Origin of the sequence: Wenyingzhuangia heitensis (assembly GCF_011762155.1) — a bacterium.
In the GTDB taxonomy this organism is placed as follows: Bacteria; Bacteroidota; Bacteroidia; order Flavobacteriales; family Flavobacteriaceae; genus Wenyingzhuangia; species Wenyingzhuangia heitensis.
Genome location: NZ_JAASQL010000001.1, coordinates 1,222,122 through 1,240,524, shown reverse-complemented (window position 1 = coordinate 1,240,524; position 18,403 = coordinate 1,222,122). Strand labels below are relative to the sequence as shown.

Annotated in this window: 15 protein-coding genes; 12 read left to right on the top strand and 3 right to left on the bottom strand. The window is 32.1% G+C overall.

Annotated elements, in window-relative coordinates:
• Positions 1-84: 84 nt before the first annotated feature.
• Complete coding sequence (glyA, locus tag FHR24_RS05310) at positions 85-1,359, bottom strand: serine hydroxymethyltransferase (protein ID WP_167184940.1); 1,275 nt, start codon at positions 1,357-1,359, stop codon at positions 85-87.
• A 249-nt stretch (positions 1,360-1,608) separates the two neighbouring features.
• Between glyA and FHR24_RS05305 the strand changes: the two genes are divergently transcribed.
• The 3 genes from FHR24_RS05305 (at position 1,609) to FHR24_RS05295 (ending at position 3,897) form a co-directional block, all read left to right on the top strand.
• Positions 1,609-2,772: a hypothetical protein gene (locus FHR24_RS05305; protein WP_167184937.1), complete on the top strand. Its 1,164-nt coding sequence runs from the start codon at positions 1,609-1,611 to the stop codon at positions 2,770-2,772.
• Between the two features lie 19 nt (positions 2,773-2,791).
• A complete protein-coding gene (locus FHR24_RS05300; RefSeq protein ID WP_167184934.1) occupies positions 2,792-3,592 on the top strand; it encodes a Cof-type HAD-IIB family hydrolase in 801 nt (266 codons plus the stop codon).
• A gap of 101 nt (positions 3,593-3,693) precedes the next feature.
• On the top strand, positions 3,694-3,897 hold the full coding sequence (locus FHR24_RS05295; RefSeq protein WP_167184931.1) for a hypothetical protein: 204 nt from the start codon (positions 3,694-3,696) through the stop codon (positions 3,895-3,897).
• 46 nt (positions 3,898-3,943) lie between these two features.
• Here the strand turns inward: FHR24_RS05295 and FHR24_RS05290 are convergent, their stop codons facing one another.
• Together FHR24_RS05290 and ytxJ are read right to left on the bottom strand one after the other, a co-directional pair.
• Positions 3,944-4,315, bottom strand: a complete 372-nt coding sequence (locus tag FHR24_RS05290; protein ID WP_167184928.1) for a toxin-antitoxin system YwqK family antitoxin — start codon at positions 4,313-4,315, stop codon at positions 3,944-3,946.
• Positions 4,316-4,435: 120 nt separating this feature from the next.
• Complete coding sequence (gene ytxJ, locus FHR24_RS05285) at positions 4,436-4,807, bottom strand: bacillithiol system redox-active protein YtxJ (RefSeq protein WP_167184925.1); 372 nt, start codon at positions 4,805-4,807, stop codon at positions 4,436-4,438.
• Positions 4,808-5,057: 250 nt separating this feature from the next.
• On the opposite strand from ytxJ, the gene clpB reads away from it, so the two are divergent.
• The 9 genes from clpB (at position 5,058) to FHR24_RS05240 (ending at position 18,263) form a co-directional block, all read left to right on the top strand.
• Entirely contained in the window at positions 5,058-7,646 is a 2,589-nt protein-coding gene (gene clpB, locus FHR24_RS05280; RefSeq protein WP_167184922.1) for an ATP-dependent chaperone ClpB, read from the top strand.
• Between the two features lie 105 nt (positions 7,647-7,751).
• Positions 7,752-8,087, top strand: a complete 336-nt coding sequence (locus FHR24_RS05275; RefSeq protein WP_167184920.1) for a gamma-glutamylcyclotransferase family protein — start codon at positions 7,752-7,754, stop codon at positions 8,085-8,087.
• 22 nt (positions 8,088-8,109) lie between these two features.
• Positions 8,110-8,748 carry a peroxiredoxin gene (locus tag FHR24_RS05270; protein WP_167184917.1) on the top strand — a complete coding sequence of 213 codons (639 nt, stop codon included), beginning with the start codon at positions 8,110-8,112 and terminating at the stop codon, positions 8,746-8,748.
• Between the two features lie 107 nt (positions 8,749-8,855).
• Entirely contained in the window at positions 8,856-9,917 is a 1,062-nt protein-coding gene (locus tag FHR24_RS05265; RefSeq protein WP_167184914.1) for a flavin monoamine oxidase family protein, read from the top strand.
• 504 nt (positions 9,918-10,421) lie between these two features.
• Positions 10,422-11,621: a hypothetical protein gene (locus FHR24_RS05260; RefSeq protein ID WP_167184911.1), complete on the top strand. Its 1,200-nt coding sequence runs from the start codon at positions 10,422-10,424 to the stop codon at positions 11,619-11,621.
• Between the two features lie 20 nt (positions 11,622-11,641).
• On the top strand, positions 11,642-13,516 hold the full coding sequence (locus tag FHR24_RS05255) for a hypothetical protein (RefSeq protein WP_167184908.1): 1,875 nt from the start codon (positions 11,642-11,644) through the stop codon (positions 13,514-13,516).
• Positions 13,517-13,724: 208 nt separating this feature from the next.
• Positions 13,725-15,977 carry an FdhF/YdeP family oxidoreductase gene (locus tag FHR24_RS05250; protein ID WP_167184905.1) on the top strand — a complete coding sequence of 751 codons (2,253 nt, stop codon included), beginning with the start codon at positions 13,725-13,727 and terminating at the stop codon, positions 15,975-15,977.
• Between the two features lie 212 nt (positions 15,978-16,189).
• On the top strand, positions 16,190-16,756 hold the full coding sequence (locus FHR24_RS05245) for a serine protease (protein ID WP_167184902.1): 567 nt from the start codon (positions 16,190-16,192) through the stop codon (positions 16,754-16,756).
• 4 nt (positions 16,757-16,760) lie between these two features.
• Positions 16,761-18,263: a flotillin family protein gene (locus tag FHR24_RS05240; RefSeq protein WP_167184899.1), complete on the top strand. Its 1,503-nt coding sequence runs from the start codon at positions 16,761-16,763 to the stop codon at positions 18,261-18,263.
• Positions 18,264-18,403 lie beyond the last annotated feature (140 nt).

Below are 18,403 nucleotides of genomic sequence, written 5' to 3'. Positions count from 1 at the left end.
ATTAAAAAACAAAAAACCAGAGAAGTTTACTTCTCTGGTTTTGAATATACCTATTTACATAGATGTATTTTTATTCTTTATGAATTACCATTGAAACAAAGGTCTGTCTTGCATAAAGTCGTTTACTTTATTAGCAATTCCTTCTAAAACTTCTTCGTTTTCAAAGTTGTTAATTACTTCATCAATAAAGTTGGCAACCACGGCCATATCGTCTTCTTTTAAACCACGAGTAGTTACTGCAGAAGCTCCTAAACGGATACCAGAAGTTACAAATGGAGAACGAGTATCATAAGGAACCATGTTCTTGTTCACTGTAATATCTGCTTTTACCAATGCTTGCTCAGCATCTTTACCAGATAGATTTTTATTTCTTAAATCTATTAACATACAGTGATTGTCTGTACCTCCAGAAATAATTTTATAATCTTTAGCCACTAATTCTTTTGCCAATCTAGCTGCGTTCTTTTTAACCTGAACTTGGTAGTGTAAATATTCATCTTGTAATGCTTCTCCTAAAGCGATAGCTTTGGCAGCAATAACATGCTCTAACGGTCCACCTTGCATTCCTGGGAATACAGAACTGTTAATAATAGCAGACATTTTCTTTAAACTTCCGTTTTTTAAAGTAATACCGTCTTTGTTGTCAAAATCCTGACCCATCATAATCATTCCTCCTCTAGGACCTCTTAAAGTCTTGTGAGTCGTTGTTGTTACAAAGTGACAGTGAGGCATTGGATCGTTTAAGATTCCTTTTGCAATCATTCCGGATGGGTGAGAAATATCTGCTAACAAATAAGCTCCAACGGCATCTGCAATTTCTCTAAACTTAGCAAAATCAATATCTCTAGAGTAAGATGATGCTCCTGCAATAATCATTTTTGGTTTTTCCGCTTTTGCGATTTCCATAATGTTATCGTAGTTTAAAACCTCCGTTTCTTTATCTACACCATAATGAACTGCTTTGTAAATTTTTCCTGAAAAGTTTACCGGAGAACCGTGTGTTAAGTGACCACCGTGAGATAAATCAAAACCTAAAATTTTATCTCCTGGCTCTAATACAGAAAAATAAACCGCTGCATTTGCTTGTGAACCTGAGTGAGGCTGTACGTTTACGTATGCTGCTCCATATAATTCTTTTGCTCTATCTATAGCTAATTGTTCAACAATATCTACTACTTCACATCCTCCATAGTATCTTTTACCTGGATATCCTTCAGCATATTTATTTGTTAAAACAGAACCTTGCGCTTCCATCACTTGTTCACTAACAAAGTTTTCAGAAGCAATCAATTCAATTCCTTTTAATTGTCTTTCTTTTTCGTCTTGAATTAAATCAAAAATGATTTGATCACGTTTCATATTCTAGGTGTTTTTGAGGTTGAAAATGAATTGCAAAAATAAGAAATATTTATTCATGCTTTACTAAAAGTACTAAGAATATATTACTATAAAATTCTTCTATTCAGAAAGCTATCCTTTATTCTATTTTTTTATCAATACAAAACAGAAAATTTTACTTTTGCATTCGTTAACAAAGAAACAATTACCGCTAAAAGTCCACGTATAAAGTTTGGCTCAAAATTTGGCTTATCTAAAAAAAACATTCCTATGATAAAAAAACTACCTTATTTTTTTCTATTCCTTTTTATAGTAAGCTGCTCAGGATTAAAAACTTCTCAAAAACATTTAGCTCAAGGAAACTATGACCAAGCTATTGAACAGGCTTTAACTTATTTACAAAGTAACAGATACGGAAAAAAAGCTCCTGATTTTCATCAGTTATTATTTGAATCTTATCAAAAAGCTGTTGCAAAAGACAAACGTACTCTTGATTATTTAAGTCAAGACACAAATCCTGAAAGTTTAGAACAAAAGTTTAATACGTTGTTACATTTAGAAAATAGACAAAACAAAATTCGTCCGTTAATGCCTATAGATGGATTTACTTTTAAATTTGATAATTATACAAATCAGACTTTAAGCGTAAGAGACAGCTTATCTGATTATTTGTATTACAAAGCCAATGATAAACTAATCAGTAAAAACAAGCAATTTATTAGAGAAGCTCATGAAGATTTTAAGTACCTACAAAGTATTAACTCTAACTACAAAGATGTTCCGCAACTTATAAACAACTCAAAAACCAAAGGAACAGATTATGTGCTGGTAGCATTTAAAAACAAAACTGGAAAAGTAATTCCTAAACAATTAGCTAATACTATTTTAGATTTAAGCGACTACAATTTAGATAATTATTGGATTAATTATCTAAACTCTTTTGACGAAAACACCACTTATGATTATGTGATGGAAGTAACCTATAATCAAATAAACTTGAGTCCAGAACGTATTAAAGAAACCTTATTGGTACAAGAAAAAGAAATAGTAGATGGTAAAGAATATGTTTTAGATGAAAAGGGAAATGTAAAAAAGGACAAAGACGGAAACGATGTTAAAAAAGACAAATTGGTAAAAGTAACAAGTACTTTTCATCAGTTTTTACAAAGCAAAAATTGTACTATTAAAGCAACAGCTCGTTTTTTAAGGTTTGACAATCAACAAACATTGTCTAGTATTCCTTTAAATAGTGAATTTATTTTTGAGCATTATTATGCAAGTCAAAAAGGAGATCAAAGAGCATTAACAGACATACATTTAAACTGGCTTTCTAATAAAAAAATTCCGTTTCCTACAAATAATCAAATGATTTTAGACACTAGTAATGATGTAAAACGTCAATTACAAAGTATTATTACAAACCAAAACTTCTAATTCTTTTAAACTATAATAAATGAACTACAAAATGATTGTATTGGATATGGACGACACCTTGCTAACGGATGATCACACTATATCAATCAGAAATAAAAAAGCCATTAAAGCTGCACAAGAAAAAGGTGTATATGTAGTTTTAGCTTCAGGAAGACCAACTCCTGCTATGACTAACTTTGCAAAAGAATTAGAGCTAGATAAATACAATTCTTATATTATCTCTTTTAACGGAGGTCAAATTATAAATATGACTACAGAAGAGTGTATTTTTGAACAAACGCTAAAAGTTAAAGACATTCATCAACTATATGACTACAGCCAGGCTAACAATACTGCTTTTATTACATACTATAACGGAGCTATTATAGGAACTCAAGATTCTGAATACATAGATGTAGAAAAAAACTTAACAGGTATGCCGTATCATAAGGTCACTAATTTAAAAGAAAGCGTTACCCAAAACTGTGTAAAATGTTTATTATTAGAAGAACCTACTTATTTAAAAACAATAGAAACTAACCTAAAAAAAGTAAGACCAGATCTTAGTATTGCTAGATCTAAACCTTTCTTTTTAGAAGTTATGCCCCAAGGAATAGACAAAGCAGCAACGCTAAACAGACTAATACAACAATTAGGAATTAAACAAGAAGAAACTATTGCGGTAGGGAACGCAGGTAATGATTTAACCATGGTTGAATTTGCCGGCCTAGGTGTTTGGGTAGAAAATGTTACTCCTGAATTAAGACACAAAGCAGATGTTATTGTAGCCTCTAACAATAATGATGGAGTGGCAGAAGTAATAGAAAAATATATTTTATAGTACCTAAAAAACAACAAAACTGACAGCCAATTAACTAAAATCAAGTTGATTGGCTATTTTTTTACATAATTTTATAAACTATAAATCAAAAAACGAATACGATGAAAAAAAGAATCTGTCCGTGTTGTAACTCAACACTGCGTTCTAAAAAACGCAAAAAGAAGTTTCTGAAACTATTGTTTTTTGTTGAATTATTAAACTGTGCAAGATGTAGTACCTTTTATGCCTATTTAAAAGGACTAGACAAAACAGTTTGCATTACCCCAGGAGTTTCAGAAGAAAACACTACAGAAAGTGTTGCATAAAAAAAGCCACTCAATTGAGTGGCTTTTATTTTATTTAAGAAAATTTTTAGTCTTCGCTTTCATTGTCTGCTAACTGAGAATTTCCTTTCCACTCATAAACACTTGCAATTCTGTAATCAGATCCAAAGTCTACTTGTGTTAAAGCTTCTGTATTGTTTTTCCAGAAAAACCATCTTCCAGCTTTTTTTCCATTCTCGTAATGTCCCATAGATACTTTTTGACCTTTATTGTCAAAAGACTTCCATGTTCCATGTAATTTTTTATCCGCAGTAATAAATCCAGTTTGTGATACCAATCCATTTTCATGGAAAAGTGTTACTTCATATAAATCTCCTTGTTTTTGAACTTTTACATTGTCTTTTTGACCGTATGTAACCAGTCCAACGAATAATGATAATATTAATAATGTAGTTTTCATAATAGTTGTATTTATGTTGATAAGACAAAGATACAACTATTTTACAATTGAACAACATTAAATTAACATTAAATTAACATTAGAAACCTAAAAACAGCTAAAAAACTGATTTAAAACACATTACAATGTTAATTCTAAAATTCCGTAATGTGAATCTTGCTGAGTTACTTCACCGTTTTCTAACACAATTGCTTGTGGAGATTGGTGAACAACTTTGAATTTATCTGCTATTGCAGCAGAAATGTCTCTGTGTGCTATTAAATCTAAAAAGTACAACGTATACTCCTCTCCTATTTGTTTTTCAAACTTATTTAACACACTTGCACTAATACTACAACGTGTACTGTGTTTAAAAATAACAACTTTATTCTGCTTAGAAGCCTCTACAACATCGTTCAATTGATCGACTGTTGTTAATTCATTCCAATTTACTTTTGATGCTTTTTCTCCACCTTCTGATTTACTTCCCAATATTTTGTCAAAAAATCCCATACACTATCTTATTATAATTATATACTAAAGCAAATATATTGCTTCTTTTACTATTTATTAGTAAAATCAGTCGTTGTAATACAAACAGCTTACAAACAAGACAAAAAGTCTTAAAACCATCAATATACACAGACAAACTGTCTAATTACAAGACAATTATTCCGTTTCAAACCAAAGGAATAACAATTGCTATAACCTCATAAATAAAAGCTAGCAAAAAAGAATTTAAAAATCCTTAAAACCAACAATTATGAACTTTAACAATTACACCATAAAGTCGCAAGAAGTTGTACAACAAGCACAACAAATTGCACAAGGATTGGAACACCAACAAATAGAGAACACTCATATTTTTAAAGCCATTTTAGAAGTAGATGAGCATGTAACTCCTTTTATATTAAAAAAATTACAAGTTAATGTTTCTTTATTACCACAAATATTAGACAACACATTACAAAGTTTCCCAAAAGTAACGGGCGGACAAATTGGATTGTCTTCAACAAGTGCAAAAACACTAGCAGATGCAAATATTATTGCTAAAAAAATGAGCGATGAATACGTATCTATAGAACATTTATTATTGGCTCTGTTAAATAATAAAGACACCGTTAGTCAACTTTTAAAAGACCAAGGTGTTACCGAAAAAGGCCTAAAATCTGCTATTGATGAAATTAGAAAAGGTCAGAAAGTAACTTCTCAAAGTGCAGAAGAAACTTACAATGCCTTAAACAAATATGCAAAAGATTTAAACAAACTAGCTAGTACGGGTAAATTAGATCCTGTAATTGGTCGTGATGAGGAGATTCGTAGAATTTTACAAATTTTATCACGTAGAACCAAAAACAACCCTATGTTAGTTGGAGAACCCGGAGTAGGTAAAACTGCAATTGCCGAAGGTTTGGCTCAACGTATTGTAAAAGGAGATGTTCCCGAAAACTTAAAAGACAAACATGTGTTTTCTTTAGACATGGGTGCTTTAATTGCTGGAGCAAAATACAAAGGTGAATTTGAAGAACGTTTAAAATCTGTGGTAAAAGAAGTAACTTCTGCAGAAGGAGACATTGTTTTGTTTATTGATGAAATTCACACCTTAGTAGGTGCTGGTGGTGGTGAAGGTGCTATGGATGCTGCAAATATTTTAAAACCCGCTTTGGCTCGTGGAGAGTTAAGAGCAATTGGTGCAACAACGTTAGACGAGTATCAAAAATACTTTGAAAAAGACAAAGCTTTAGAAAGACGTTTTCAAAAAGTAGTTGTTAATGAACCCGATACCGAAAGTGCTATTTCAATTTTGCGTGGTATTAAAGAAAAGTACGAAGCTCATCATAAAATTCAAATTAAAGACAGTGCAATTATTGCCGCTGTAGAATTAAGTCAGCGTTATATTACTTCTCGTTTTTTACCAGACAAAGCCATCGATTTAATGGATGAGGCTGCTGCAAAAATGCGTATGGAAATCAACTCTAAACCCGAAGAACTAGATGCTTTAGACAGAAAAGTAATGCAATTAGAAATTGAAATTGAAGCTATTAAACGTGAAAAAGACGAAAAAAAACTAGCCATTTTACGTAAAGAATTAGCCAATATTAAAGAAAAAAGAGATAGTATTTATACGCAATGGAAATCGGAAAAAGACATTGTAGATAATGTGCAAACCGTAAAAGATGAAATTGATCAATACAAACAAGAAGCAAGTCAGGCAGAACGAGACGGAAACTATGGTTTGGTGGCAGAATTGCGTTATGGTAAAATTAAAGAAGCTCAAGAAAGATTAGAAAAAGCACAAAAAGAATTGGCTAACAACCAAGGAAACTCTTTGGTTAAAGAAGAAGTTACTGAAGATGATATTGCAGAAATTGTAGCCAAATGGACAGGAGTACCGGTGCTAAAAATGCTACAAAGCGAACGTGAAAAATTATTAAAACTAGAAGACGAGCTGCATTTAAGAGTTGTGGGACAACAAGATGCTATTGAAGCTGTTTCTGATGCCGTTAGACGTTCTAGAGCTGGATTGCAAGATGTTAAAAAACCTTTGGGAAGTTTCTTGTTTTTAGGAACAACTGGAGTAGGTAAAACCGAATTAGCAAAAGCCTTGGCTGAATATTTATTTGATGACGAAAACGCATTAACTCGTATAGACATGAGTGAATACCAAGAACGTCATTCTGTAAGTAGATTAGTGGGGGCACCTCCAGGATATGTAGGTTATGATGAAGGTGGACAATTAACCGAAGCCGTAAGACGTAAGCCATATTCTGTTGTATTATTAGATGAGATTGAAAAAGCACACCCTGATACTTTTAATATTTTATTACAAGTGTTAGATGATGGTAGATTGACAGACAATAAAGGACGTATTGCAGATTTTAAAAACACGATTATAATTATGACTTCTAATATGGGAGCAGAAATTATTAAAGACCGTTTTGAAAAAGCAACAGAACAAAACAGAGAAACTATTGCAGAACAAGCAAAAGTAGATGTTTTACAAAATTTAAAACAAATTGTAAGACCCGAATTTATCAACCGTATTGATGAAATTGTAATGTTTACTCCGTTAAACCTAAAAGAAATTTCTCAAATTGTAGAAATTCACTTAAAAGGATTAACACATTTGTTAGCCAACAAAGAAATTACATTAACCGCTACAGATCATGCAAAATTAGCATTGGCACAAAAAGGATATGATCCTGAATTTGGTGCTAGACCTGTAAAACGTGTAATTCAAAAAGAAGTCTTAAATCTTTTGTCTAAAGAGATTTTAGCTGGAAACATCAGTAATCAAAGTTCTGTAGAATTAGATGCTATTGATGACAAATTATTTTTTAAGAATTTATAATTCTAAAGGGGAGTTAGAAAACATCTAACTCCCCTTTTTTTATTGATAAAAATCAATCCAAAAAAGCAATTAAAACATTAACTTTAATCCTATTAAATAAAAAGAATGCACTTATTATTTTCTTACGGAACACTACAATTTAAAAAGGTACAGCTAGAATCTTTTGGACGACTTTTAACAGGATATAATGACTCTTTAAAAGGATATGTGTTAGGCAAACTACAAATTACCGACATAGATGTTATTACTAAAAGTGGAAAAGAATACCATCCCATAGCTAAAATTTCCAGCAACACAATTGATGAAATAAAAGGTATGATTTTTGAAATCACTGACGAAGAATTACAACAAGCAGATGCTTATGAAGTGTCTGATTACAAAAGAATAGAAGCTACATTTAATTCAGGTAAAAAAGCTTGGATATATGTAGCCAATACATAAAACAATTAATAAAAAAAGAATTATGAGCACATTAAGATTAGGTGACATTGCACCAGACTTTACAGCACAAACAACAGAAGGTGATATTAATTTTCACGAATGGTTAGGAGACAGTTGGGGTGTTTTATTTTCACATCCATCAGACTACACTCCTGTTTGTACTACAGAATTAGGAACTGTGGCAAAATACACCGAAGAGTTTTCTAAAAGAAATGTAAAAGTAGCAGCATTAAGTGTAGATGGTGTAGAATCTCATCACGGATGGATTAAAGACATTAACGAAACTCAAAATACAATTGTTAATTTTCCAATTATTGCAGATGAGGACAAAAAAGTATCTGACTTATACGATATGATTCATCCAAACGCAGATAGCACATTAACAGTACGTTCTGTATTTATTATTGATCCAGACAAAAAAGTAAAATTGATTATTGTATACCCTGCATCAACAGGAAGAAACTTTGACGAAATATTAAGAGTTATTGATTCTTTACAATTAACAGCTTACCATAAAGTTGCTACTCCAGCTAACTGGAAAAATGGAGAGGATGTCGTAATAACTCCTGCAGTTAAAAACGAAGACATTCCTGAGTTATTTCCTAAAGGACACAAAGAGGTTAAACCTTATTTAAGAATGACTCCACAACCAAACTTATAATAAGTATTTCCTTAAAAAACAAAACTCCATGAATTTATACTTCATGGAGTTTTGTTCTTCTGTAAGAAAATAATAGTTTGTAGACCTATTTACTAGAAACAAATAAGATGAATAACAGCAATAAAGAAATTATAATTATTGGAGCAGGTTTAACAGGGCTAACACTTGGCTACTACTTAAGCAAAACAAATTGTAAGTTTAAAATTATTGAAGCTCAAAATCGTATCGGAGGAAGAATTTACACAAAAGAAACGCCTAACAATGCTCCTATAGAATTAGGAGCCACTTGGTTTGCCAAACAACATACAAACGTTTTAAGTTTATTAAAAGAACTAAACCTTACTTTGTTTGAACAAGTTTTAGGAACAACTGCCGTTTACGAACCCATTTCTACAAGTCCCCCACAAATTGTACAGCTCCCTAAAAATCAAGAACCTAGCTATAGGCTAACCGGAGGAACAGAACAATTAATTCAAAAACTAGCACAACACATTAACAAGGATGATCTAATTATAGATCAAGAAGTTACTACCATTCTACATGAAGATGATCGAGTGATTGTAAAAACAACCAATCAAAATTATATTGGTAATGTAGTAATATCAACCCTTCCTCCTCACTTACTAACAAACACCATTACTTTTGATCCTAAATTAGAAAATAATTTTTATCAAACAGCCAAAAACACACATACCTGGATGGGAGAATCCATAAAAATTGGATTCACTTTTAAAACTCCCTTTTGGAGAGAGCATAATTTAAGCGGAACTATTTTTAGCAATGTTGGCCCTATACCAGAAATGTACGATCACTCAAACCAACAAGACAATCTTTACGCCTTAAAAGGTTTTTTTAACGGAGTATATCACAAAACAACCAAAGAAGAACGTTGTGAATTGGCTTTATTACAGTTAGAAAAGTATTATGGAAAACAAGTAAGAGATTTTCTTACCTATGAAGAAATGGTTTGGAAAAGTGAAAAATACACTTCTACGGAATATGATGATTTGGTATTACCTCATCAAAACAATGGTGATCATGCTTTTCAAAAATCTTATTACAATCATAAATTGTGGATTGCAGGTACAGAAACCTCTATAAGTTATTTTGGCTATATGGAAGGTGCTGTGAGAAGTGCTCAAAGAATTTTTGAATTATTAACCACCTAAACCAACAACAATTTAAATTCCAAAAACCATCAATAAAACAAAAAAAATGTTGTTGTTTTGACTAAATACAAGTATTTAAAAGCCTTTCTTTATCAACTACACCAATTAAAACACACAACCTAAGAGACTAGTTTTAATATCTTTAATTATTTAGCTTCATATAATTTTTTAATATTATATTTATGTTGCTATGATAAAAGAAATTCTAACTACACTAATTTGGCATGTTATGTCATTAGTGTCTATACTGATGGTATTTATATTATTTAAAAATATAAACACTCTTTTTAAAACAGATTACCATAACAATACTAGCTCCTCTAGTAATTGGTATCTTCTCTCCTATTATTTTCCCTTACACATTTTTTATTGGTTGTTTTTTTTTACAAAACAGCCAATATCGTATATCATCAAAAAGCAATCTCTTTTCGCAAAAAATAAAGATTGCTTTTAGTCCTAAAAACAACAATGACCTAAACACCAATAACAAAAACTAAAAAAACTATGAAAAAGTTAAGCTTTATGATCTTAGGATGTGCCGTATTTATATTTATGGCCTCCAAGGCTATTTCTGAAGAACCAGCCCGATATTCTGAACTCTCAGAAAAAACAAGTACAAATGTAGAATTACAAGCTACCTTTCCTACTAACGATCCTAAAACAAGAACTCAAGCTAATTTTGACAATTATGCCTGGCAAATGTTTGTAGCTCTTAACTGGCCTGCAGACACCTCAAAAAGAGGGGTTGCAAATTCTTCTAAAAAAATAGGTGATTCAGGAACTGTAGTGTGGCAAACCTTTAGAACCTCAGAAAGTATTTTTCTTCCCAATGGGCAAAAACCAGCTCCATGGAATACGGATTATACTAAAAAATTAAAATTATCAACAATTTCTAAAGTTGATCCTACCATAAAAGAACGTTTGTCTTCAACTGCTCAAGCAGTAGGTGGACCTTTGGTAGATCAAAATTTGCAATACACCTATTATGAAAAATATATGAATCAAACAGAATTTGATTTTATATATAATCATCAATATTATGATGCTGCCAACCTTGCTAAGCTAAACACTAACATGAATATGGATTCTGAAAGCATGGAAGTAAAATCAGCATGGAAAATTATGGGGAATAACGATACCCAGTCAGAGTTTTTTACCTGCGAGGCAGATATTGAAAATATAGGAACAGCTACAGTAGGACTTGTTGGCTTGCATATTATTTACAAATCTAAAAATTCTCCTCAGTGGGTATGGGCTACTTTTGAACACACAAACAATGCTCCTACAGTTAATACAACAAATCAAAGCAAACACTTTTCGTATTACAACCCAGAATGTCCAACAAATAAATGCCCCGAAAACAAAGAACAGCCAGCAAACAGTGCTAAACCTAATTTTGCTTCTCAAGTTGTAAGAACAACTCCCATACCTGTATCTGCACAAAACACAAATACAAAATGGCAAAAACTACTACAAGGAACTGTTTGGAAAAACTATCAATTAATTACAATGCAATGGCCTGCCGATCCTAACGACCCAGGAAATCCACAAGGAACACCCACACCAAATATTTCTGCAAACACCACCATGGAAACTTACATTCAGCAAAATAGTAGCTGTATGGGTTGCCATAGCACTGCTAGCTTTAACAACATAAAAACTGATTATAGTTTCTTATTCTTAGAAGCGCAAAGTTCTAACTAATTAATCTAAAAAATTGCAATATGTCTTATTTAAACAGTTATAGAATTAACTTTTGGGGAGGAATCTCTACCAATGTTTGTACCGCTAATAATGATGATGTGAATCAATTTATGGTAGATCCTGTTAAAGCAATGTTATCTCCATTATTAAGCAACCTTACAGATGAACAAGCTGTTCAAAACTTAAAAGCAAATCCTGGATGGAATTATTATGGAGATTATGTGACCAAGTTCAACAACGCTAAAATTTCTTCTTTTGGAACTCCTAACAATATTCAAGAAACAGGAAACATTATAGATCAAGGAATTTATTTATTGGGTTCCTTAGATCCTGCCAATCAAAGTAAAACTCCAGTAGGTTCTCCAATTATGGTTGATGTAGATGCTACAGGAACATCTTGCACTCAAATTCTAGTAGGAGGCTTGCAAATTGGAGGTAACGAAAATCCTATTCTAAGAATTCACGAAAACACAAAATGTTATACTAGATCTTTACAAACCATTAATACAGCCACACAAGAAGGAAATTTTCAAGCAAAATCTATAAACATACAACCGCCTGGTTTTGGAATTGCAAATACCTGCTGGCAACTCTCTTTTGAATACAATCAAGATTGGGAATACGATACATCAAACCCACAAATTACAGCACTTGTAGAAGAAGCTAAAAAAGCAAAAGGAATTACCGTTGTATTTACCATGTTTGAAGTGATGACCATTTATTCAAGACAGGCAATTATATCAGAGTATGAACAAGGAAATGCACCTATAAATCCCGTATTAGGTTACACTATTGGTTCTATAGGGATTTGGAATGATGATGAAGCTGCTACTTGTTTACCAGGGAGAATATTAAAATCTGATGCTAGTAACAATTCTAATATTTGCTCAGCAGACACTTATGTACAATTAACAGATAAAGTTTTATCTTTAAACATGGCGAGTACTTTTATAAAGCCAAAACCAAGAGCTAAAAGAGATGATTTAAGTACGATGAGTCCTACAGCTGATCCTGGTAATTTATATTTAGCCGTTAAAAACAGTGGAAAAACTTCTGTAATATGTAAAATTCCATACAACCATACAACCTATTACACTAGTGGTGGTTTGGTTGATATTGTTCTAAATGACACTCAAATTGAGCAATTCCATCAAGGGGATTTGTTATTGGTAGCATTAAACACAGATAACTCTATAACAGCTACGTATGCTTGTGAGCAAACCTATAGAATTATTAGTGATGATAGAGGAATTTATATAAATCCTAACGAAACTAAAAACCTAAATTTTAACATTACCAAACAAGGACAACAAGTTACAGAAGATTTACATGTTGATATTGTTTTTTCTGACAGTGGACAACTGGCTGCTGCATTTAACCAATACACAGAAATGAATGTTGGTTTTAGCGATAAATCTGGGAACCCCATTAATTTCACACTTTTAGATGCAAACACCAATACATACAAAGGCTCAACAATAATTAAAGCATCAGAAGCTAAAGCCTTTCAATTAAACACCAACTGGATTCAGGCAGGTTTAAAACAGGTTTCTTTAACAATAAACGGAGCAGAGTCTGCCAATTACTACATGGTTGTTAGAACGTATCCTAATGATGATTATTCTACACTACCAGAAACTCAAAAATTCACTTGGGATTTTGTATACTCAGAAGTCTTACGTTATTATTATATTGTTTTTCCTGCTATGTCTATGCGTTTACCTTTAAACAATGAAGTTTTAATAAGTCAACAAGTATATCAAGTAATTAAACAACGTGTTTCTAAGCCTTATGAAAACACAACATTATTAATGCCTATTACCAGAGATATGTCTCCTGGAAAAGTGAAACTACTTACAGATTATTTTGATTATATTCACACTCCTAAGAGTTAAGATCAAAATAAAACTTAGTAAAAAAGGGACTTTCACAGTCCCTTTTTTTAATTTGAACCTTTAAATAAAAAATCATTCCATCACTTAAAAAAGTTAACTCTGTTTAATATTTAATCAATAGCGTATAAATAGATATTCATAAATAGTCTTAAAATTGTATCTTCATTTTTAATCTTCCCTAAAGATTAATTTACTTTAAAACAACCTAATGAAACAACAAAAAGAAGTAACCATAAAGGAACAAGCTAAAAGTGCTGCTGGTGTAAAAGCCGTTTTTATTTCTTTACAACAAATTTTTAGCAGAATGTCTGTTAAAAATTCTTTAAACGTATTAAGTAAATTAAATCAAAAAGAAGGAATTGATTGTCCTGGATGTGCTTGGCCAGATCCATCTCACAGATCTAAATTAGGAGAGTTTTGTGAAAACGGTGTAAAGGCAATTGCAGAAGAAGCAATGGAAAAAAAAGCAGATCCTGCTTTTTTCGCAAAACATAGTGTACAAGATCTACAAAACCAAAGTGATTATTGGCTAGGACAACAGGGTCGATTAACACATCCTATGATTCTTAGAGAAAATGACACTCATTACTCTCCTATTTCTTGGAAAGAGGCTAATAAAATTATTGGGCAAGAATTAAACAATCTAAACAATCCAAACGAAGCAGCTTTTTACACTTCGGGTAGAACGAGTAATGAGGCCGCTTTTTTATACCAGTTATTTGTTAGAATGTATGGTACTAATAATTTACCAGACTGCTCTAATATGTGTCACGAATCTAGCGGAGTGGCTTTGTCTAAAACCGTAGGAATTGGTAAAGGCTCTGTTACTTTAGATGATTTATACAAGGCTGAAGTTATTTTAATTTTTGGTCAAAACCCTGCAACCAATCACCCTAGAATGTTGGCTTGTTTAGAAAAAGCAAAAAAGAACGGTGCCAAGGTTATAGCTATCAACCCACTAAAAGAAGCTGGACTAATCAATTTTAAAAATCCACAAAACGCTACAGGTGTTATTGGTAGTGGTGTAGATATTGCTGATTATTATTTACAAATAAAAATTAATGAAGATGTGGCTTTGCTAAAAGCCATTATGTTCAAACTTTTTAAATTATCAGAAAATAAGCCTGAAATTTTAGATCAAGATTTTATCAACAATAAAACCGCTGGATTTAAAGAATTTAAAGAAGAAATTTTAAGCTATAACTTAGAGAGTCTTATCAACAAAACAGGAATTACAACACAAGAAATTGATGCAGTTGTAGAACTATTAGCCAACAATCAAAAAATTATTGCTTGTTGGGGAATGGGATTAACACAGCATGTAAACGGTGTTGATAATATTCAGGAAGTTGTAAACCTGCTTTTAATGAAAGGTAGTATTGCCAAAGAAGGAGCCGGTACATGCCCAGTACGTGGACATAGTAATGTACAAGGAGACAGAACTATGGGAATTGCAGAAAAACCTAGCAAAGCCTTATTAGATAAAATTAGTGAGAATTTTGGTTTTACTCCTCCAAAAGAACACGGATACTCTGTAGTAGAAGCTATTACTGCCATGTATCATAAAAATGTAAAAGTGTTTATTGGTATGGGAGGTAACTTTTTATCGGCAGCACCAGATACGAATTACACCACACAGGCTTTGCAAAACTGTAATCTTACCGCTCATATTTCTACCAAATTAAATAGATCTCACTTAACCCCTGGAAAAACAGCTTTAATTCTGCCATCTATGGGTAGAACAGATAAATTTGAAAAAAACGGTAAAGCTCAATTTATTACCGTAGAAAACTCTATGGGAGTTGTACACAGTAGCAAAGGAGTATTAACTCCTCCCTCTAAAGAAGTAGAAAGTGAACCCGTTATTGTTGCCAATATTGCCAAAGCTACGTTAAAAAACAGTAAGGTAGATTGGGACTTTTTAACGGATGATTATAATAATATTAGAGACTTAATAGACAAAACTATTGAAGGTTTTGAAAACTTTAACGAGCGAGTAAAACAACCTATTGGTTTTGAATTGCCTAACGGATCTAGAACAGGAAATTTTACCACTCCTAACAAAAAAGCAAACTTTACAGTAAACCAATTAGGAAATATAGCTCCTGCTTCTGATGAATATATTATGATGACCACCAGAAGCCACGATCAATTTAACACCACTATTTACGGTTTAGATGATAGATACCGTGGAATATATAACGGCAGAATGGTTGTTTTTATGAACAGAGAAGATGTTGCTAAAAACAACTTAAAAAAAGGAGATAAGGTAACACTGTACAACAACTACAATAATATGAACAGACAAGTTGATGGTTTTTCTGTAGTTCCTTATGATATTCCTAAAGGGTGTGTTGCGACTTATTATCCAGAATCTAATCCACTAGTTCCTATTGATTTAATAGCACATTCTAGCCATACACCTTCTTCAAAATCTATTAAAGTAAAAATAAAAAAATAACTACGGAAACACACAGTAACCTAATCAACTTATTATTAAAGAATAGAATTATATTTACAATAGTAAGTTAATCATTTTTGAAGTTTTAGTTTGACCCCGAAAAATCCTTGTAGAAATACAAGGATTTTTTATTTTTTAAAAACTACGTATAAACGCAGTAAAGCCAGCACCTAAATAATTGATGAATAACATATATTTCAAAAAAATATGTTATGGAGTTTTTAAAAAGCTTAGATCCTGTACTACAACTATTTTGGTACATCGCAATTCCCACAAGTATTGTATTTATTATACAAACAATTCTAACGTTTATGGGTACTGATGCATCTGATGGAATTGATACTGATTTTGATGGAGACCTAGATGGTACTAACGCTCCATTTCAATTCTTTTCTTTTAGAAACTTAATCAACTTTTTACTAGGGTTTAGCTGGACAGGAATCTCTTTTTTTAAACAAATTACAAACACAAATTATCTCTATATTTTAAGTGTAACTGTTGGCTTGTTTTTTGTGTTTTTATTCTTTATTGTCATCAAACAAATTACAAAATTAGCCGAAGACAATACTTTTAAAATTACACAAACACTTAACAAAACGGCAGAAGTATATACTCCCATACCTGAAAAAAAAACAGGAAAAGGAAAAGTATTAATTAGTGTAAATGGTTCTTACAGAGAGTTAGAAGCTATGACTTACCAAGAAAGGATTAACAGTGGTAGTACTGTTAAAATAACTCAAATTATCAATCAAAACATTTTAATCGTCGAATCAATTTAACTTTATGGAACCTATTTTTATTTTTATTGTAGCTGCAGTTGTATTATTTGTAACTATTACAGCCTTAATTGCTAGATACAAAAGATGTCCATCGGACAAAATTTTAGTTATTTATGGTAGAACTGGAGGAACCTCTGCTAAGTGTGTACATGGTGGTGGTGCATTTATTTGGCCCGTAATACAAGACTATGCCTATTTAGACTTAAAACCTATTTCTATAGAGGCAAATTTAACCAACGCATTAAGCAAACAAAACATTAGAGTAGACGTTCCTTGTAGATTTACTATTGCTATTTCTACAGAAACAGATAGCATGAATACGGCTGCAGAAAGATTACTTGGCTTAACACATGATCAAATTCAGGAATTAGCAAAAGATATTTTATTTGGACAATTGCGTTTGGTAATTGCAACCATGTCTATTGAGGAAATCAACTCTGATAGAGATAAATTTTTAGAGAACATATCTAAAAACGTAGATAGTGAATTAAAGAAAATTGGTTTAAAACTAATCAACGTTAACGTTACAGATATTAAAGATGAATCTGGGTATATTGAAGCTCTAGGAAAAGAAGCTGCTGCTAAAGCAATAAACGAAGCTATTATTAGTGTTGCAGAACAAGAAAAGATAGGAGCTACAGGAAAAGCATTAGCTGATAGAGAAAAAGATACTCAGATTGCAGAAACCCATAGAGACAGAGATGTTAAAATTGCCATCACTAAAAAAGACAAAGAAATTAGCATTGCATCTGCCTCTAAAGACGAATCTATTGGTAGAGCAGAAGCAGAAAGAGATACTCGTGTAAAAACATCTGAAGCAAATGCGATTGCTATAAAAGGAGAAAATGAAGCTAGAATTTCTATCGCACAATCCGAAGCATCAAGAAGAGAAAAAGAAGCAGAAGCATTACGTATTGCATCAGCTTCAGAAAAAGTACAATCTGCCAAAGCCTTAGAAGAATCTTATGTAGCAGAACAACAAGCAGAAACAGCTCGTGCCGAAAGAGAAAGATCTACTCAAAACGCAAACATATTGGTACCCGCAGAAATTGCTAAAAAAAGAGCTATTATTGAAGCACAAGCACAAGCAGAAACCATTAGAGAACAAGCCAAAGGTGAGGCTGATGCCATTTATGCTAAAATGGAAGCAGAAGCTAAAGGTTTATTTGAAATACTTACCAAACAAGCAGAAGGATATAAAGAAGTAGTAAGTGCTGCCGGAGGAGACCCATCAAAGGCATTTCAACTACTATTAATCGAAAAACTGCCCGAATTGGTAAAGACCCAAGTTGAGGCTGTTAAGAATATTAAAATTGATAAAATAACAGTTTGGGATTCAGGAAATAATGCCGATGGAAACGGATCTACTGCTAATTTTGTGTCTGGAATGATGAAATCTGTCCCTCCTTTAAATGAATTATTTAATATGGCTGGACTAGATTTACCTGATTATTTAAAAAAAGACAAAGAAAACACCAATAATGATGCGAATTTATCAAAAGAGTAAGACTCCTTTTAAGAAAACATTAAAACCTAAATTTTAATTTCTATACAACTTAAACCTATTGTAGTTTTACAACTTACAAAGCTTTGTTGATAAGCACAACTTAGACTTAACTTCAAGTCCAGTTCACCTCTAAAAACCCT

Coding starts and splice junctions, on each gene's coding strand:
- FHR24_RS05260 (WP_167184911.1), top strand. CDS start 10,422: ATGAAAAAGTTAAGCTTTATGATCTTAGGATGTGCCGTATTTATATTT.
- FHR24_RS05265 (WP_167184914.1), top strand. CDS start 8,856: ATGAATAACAGCAATAAAGAAATTATAATTATTGGAGCAGGTTTAACA.
- FHR24_RS05275 (WP_167184920.1), top strand. CDS start 7,752: ATGCACTTATTATTTTCTTACGGAACACTACAATTTAAAAAGGTACAG.
- FHR24_RS05300 (WP_167184934.1), top strand. CDS start 2,792: ATGAACTACAAAATGATTGTATTGGATATGGACGACACCTTGCTAACG.
- FHR24_RS05290 (WP_167184928.1), bottom strand. CDS start 4,315: ATGAAAACTACATTATTAATATTATCATTATTCGTTGGACTGGTTACA.
- FHR24_RS05270 (WP_167184917.1), top strand. CDS start 8,110: ATGAGCACATTAAGATTAGGTGACATTGCACCAGACTTTACAGCACAA.
- FHR24_RS05255 (WP_167184908.1), top strand. CDS start 11,642: ATGTCTTATTTAAACAGTTATAGAATTAACTTTTGGGGAGGAATCTCT.
- clpB (WP_167184922.1), top strand. CDS start 5,058: ATGAACTTTAACAATTACACCATAAAGTCGCAAGAAGTTGTACAACAA.
- FHR24_RS05295 (WP_167184931.1), top strand. CDS start 3,694: ATGAAAAAAAGAATCTGTCCGTGTTGTAACTCAACACTGCGTTCTAAA.
- glyA (WP_167184940.1), bottom strand. CDS start 1,359: ATGAAACGTGATCAAATCATTTTTGATTTAATTCAAGACGAAAAAGAA.
- ytxJ (WP_167184925.1), bottom strand. CDS start 4,807: ATGGGATTTTTTGACAAAATATTGGGAAGTAAATCAGAAGGTGGAGAA.
- FHR24_RS05245 (WP_167184902.1), top strand. CDS start 16,190: ATGGAGTTTTTAAAAAGCTTAGATCCTGTACTACAACTATTTTGGTAC.
- FHR24_RS05240 (WP_167184899.1), top strand. CDS start 16,761: ATGGAACCTATTTTTATTTTTATTGTAGCTGCAGTTGTATTATTTGTA.
- FHR24_RS05250 (WP_167184905.1), top strand. CDS start 13,725: ATGAAACAACAAAAAGAAGTAACCATAAAGGAACAAGCTAAAAGTGCT.
- FHR24_RS05305 (WP_167184937.1), top strand. CDS start 1,609: ATGATAAAAAAACTACCTTATTTTTTTCTATTCCTTTTTATAGTAAGC.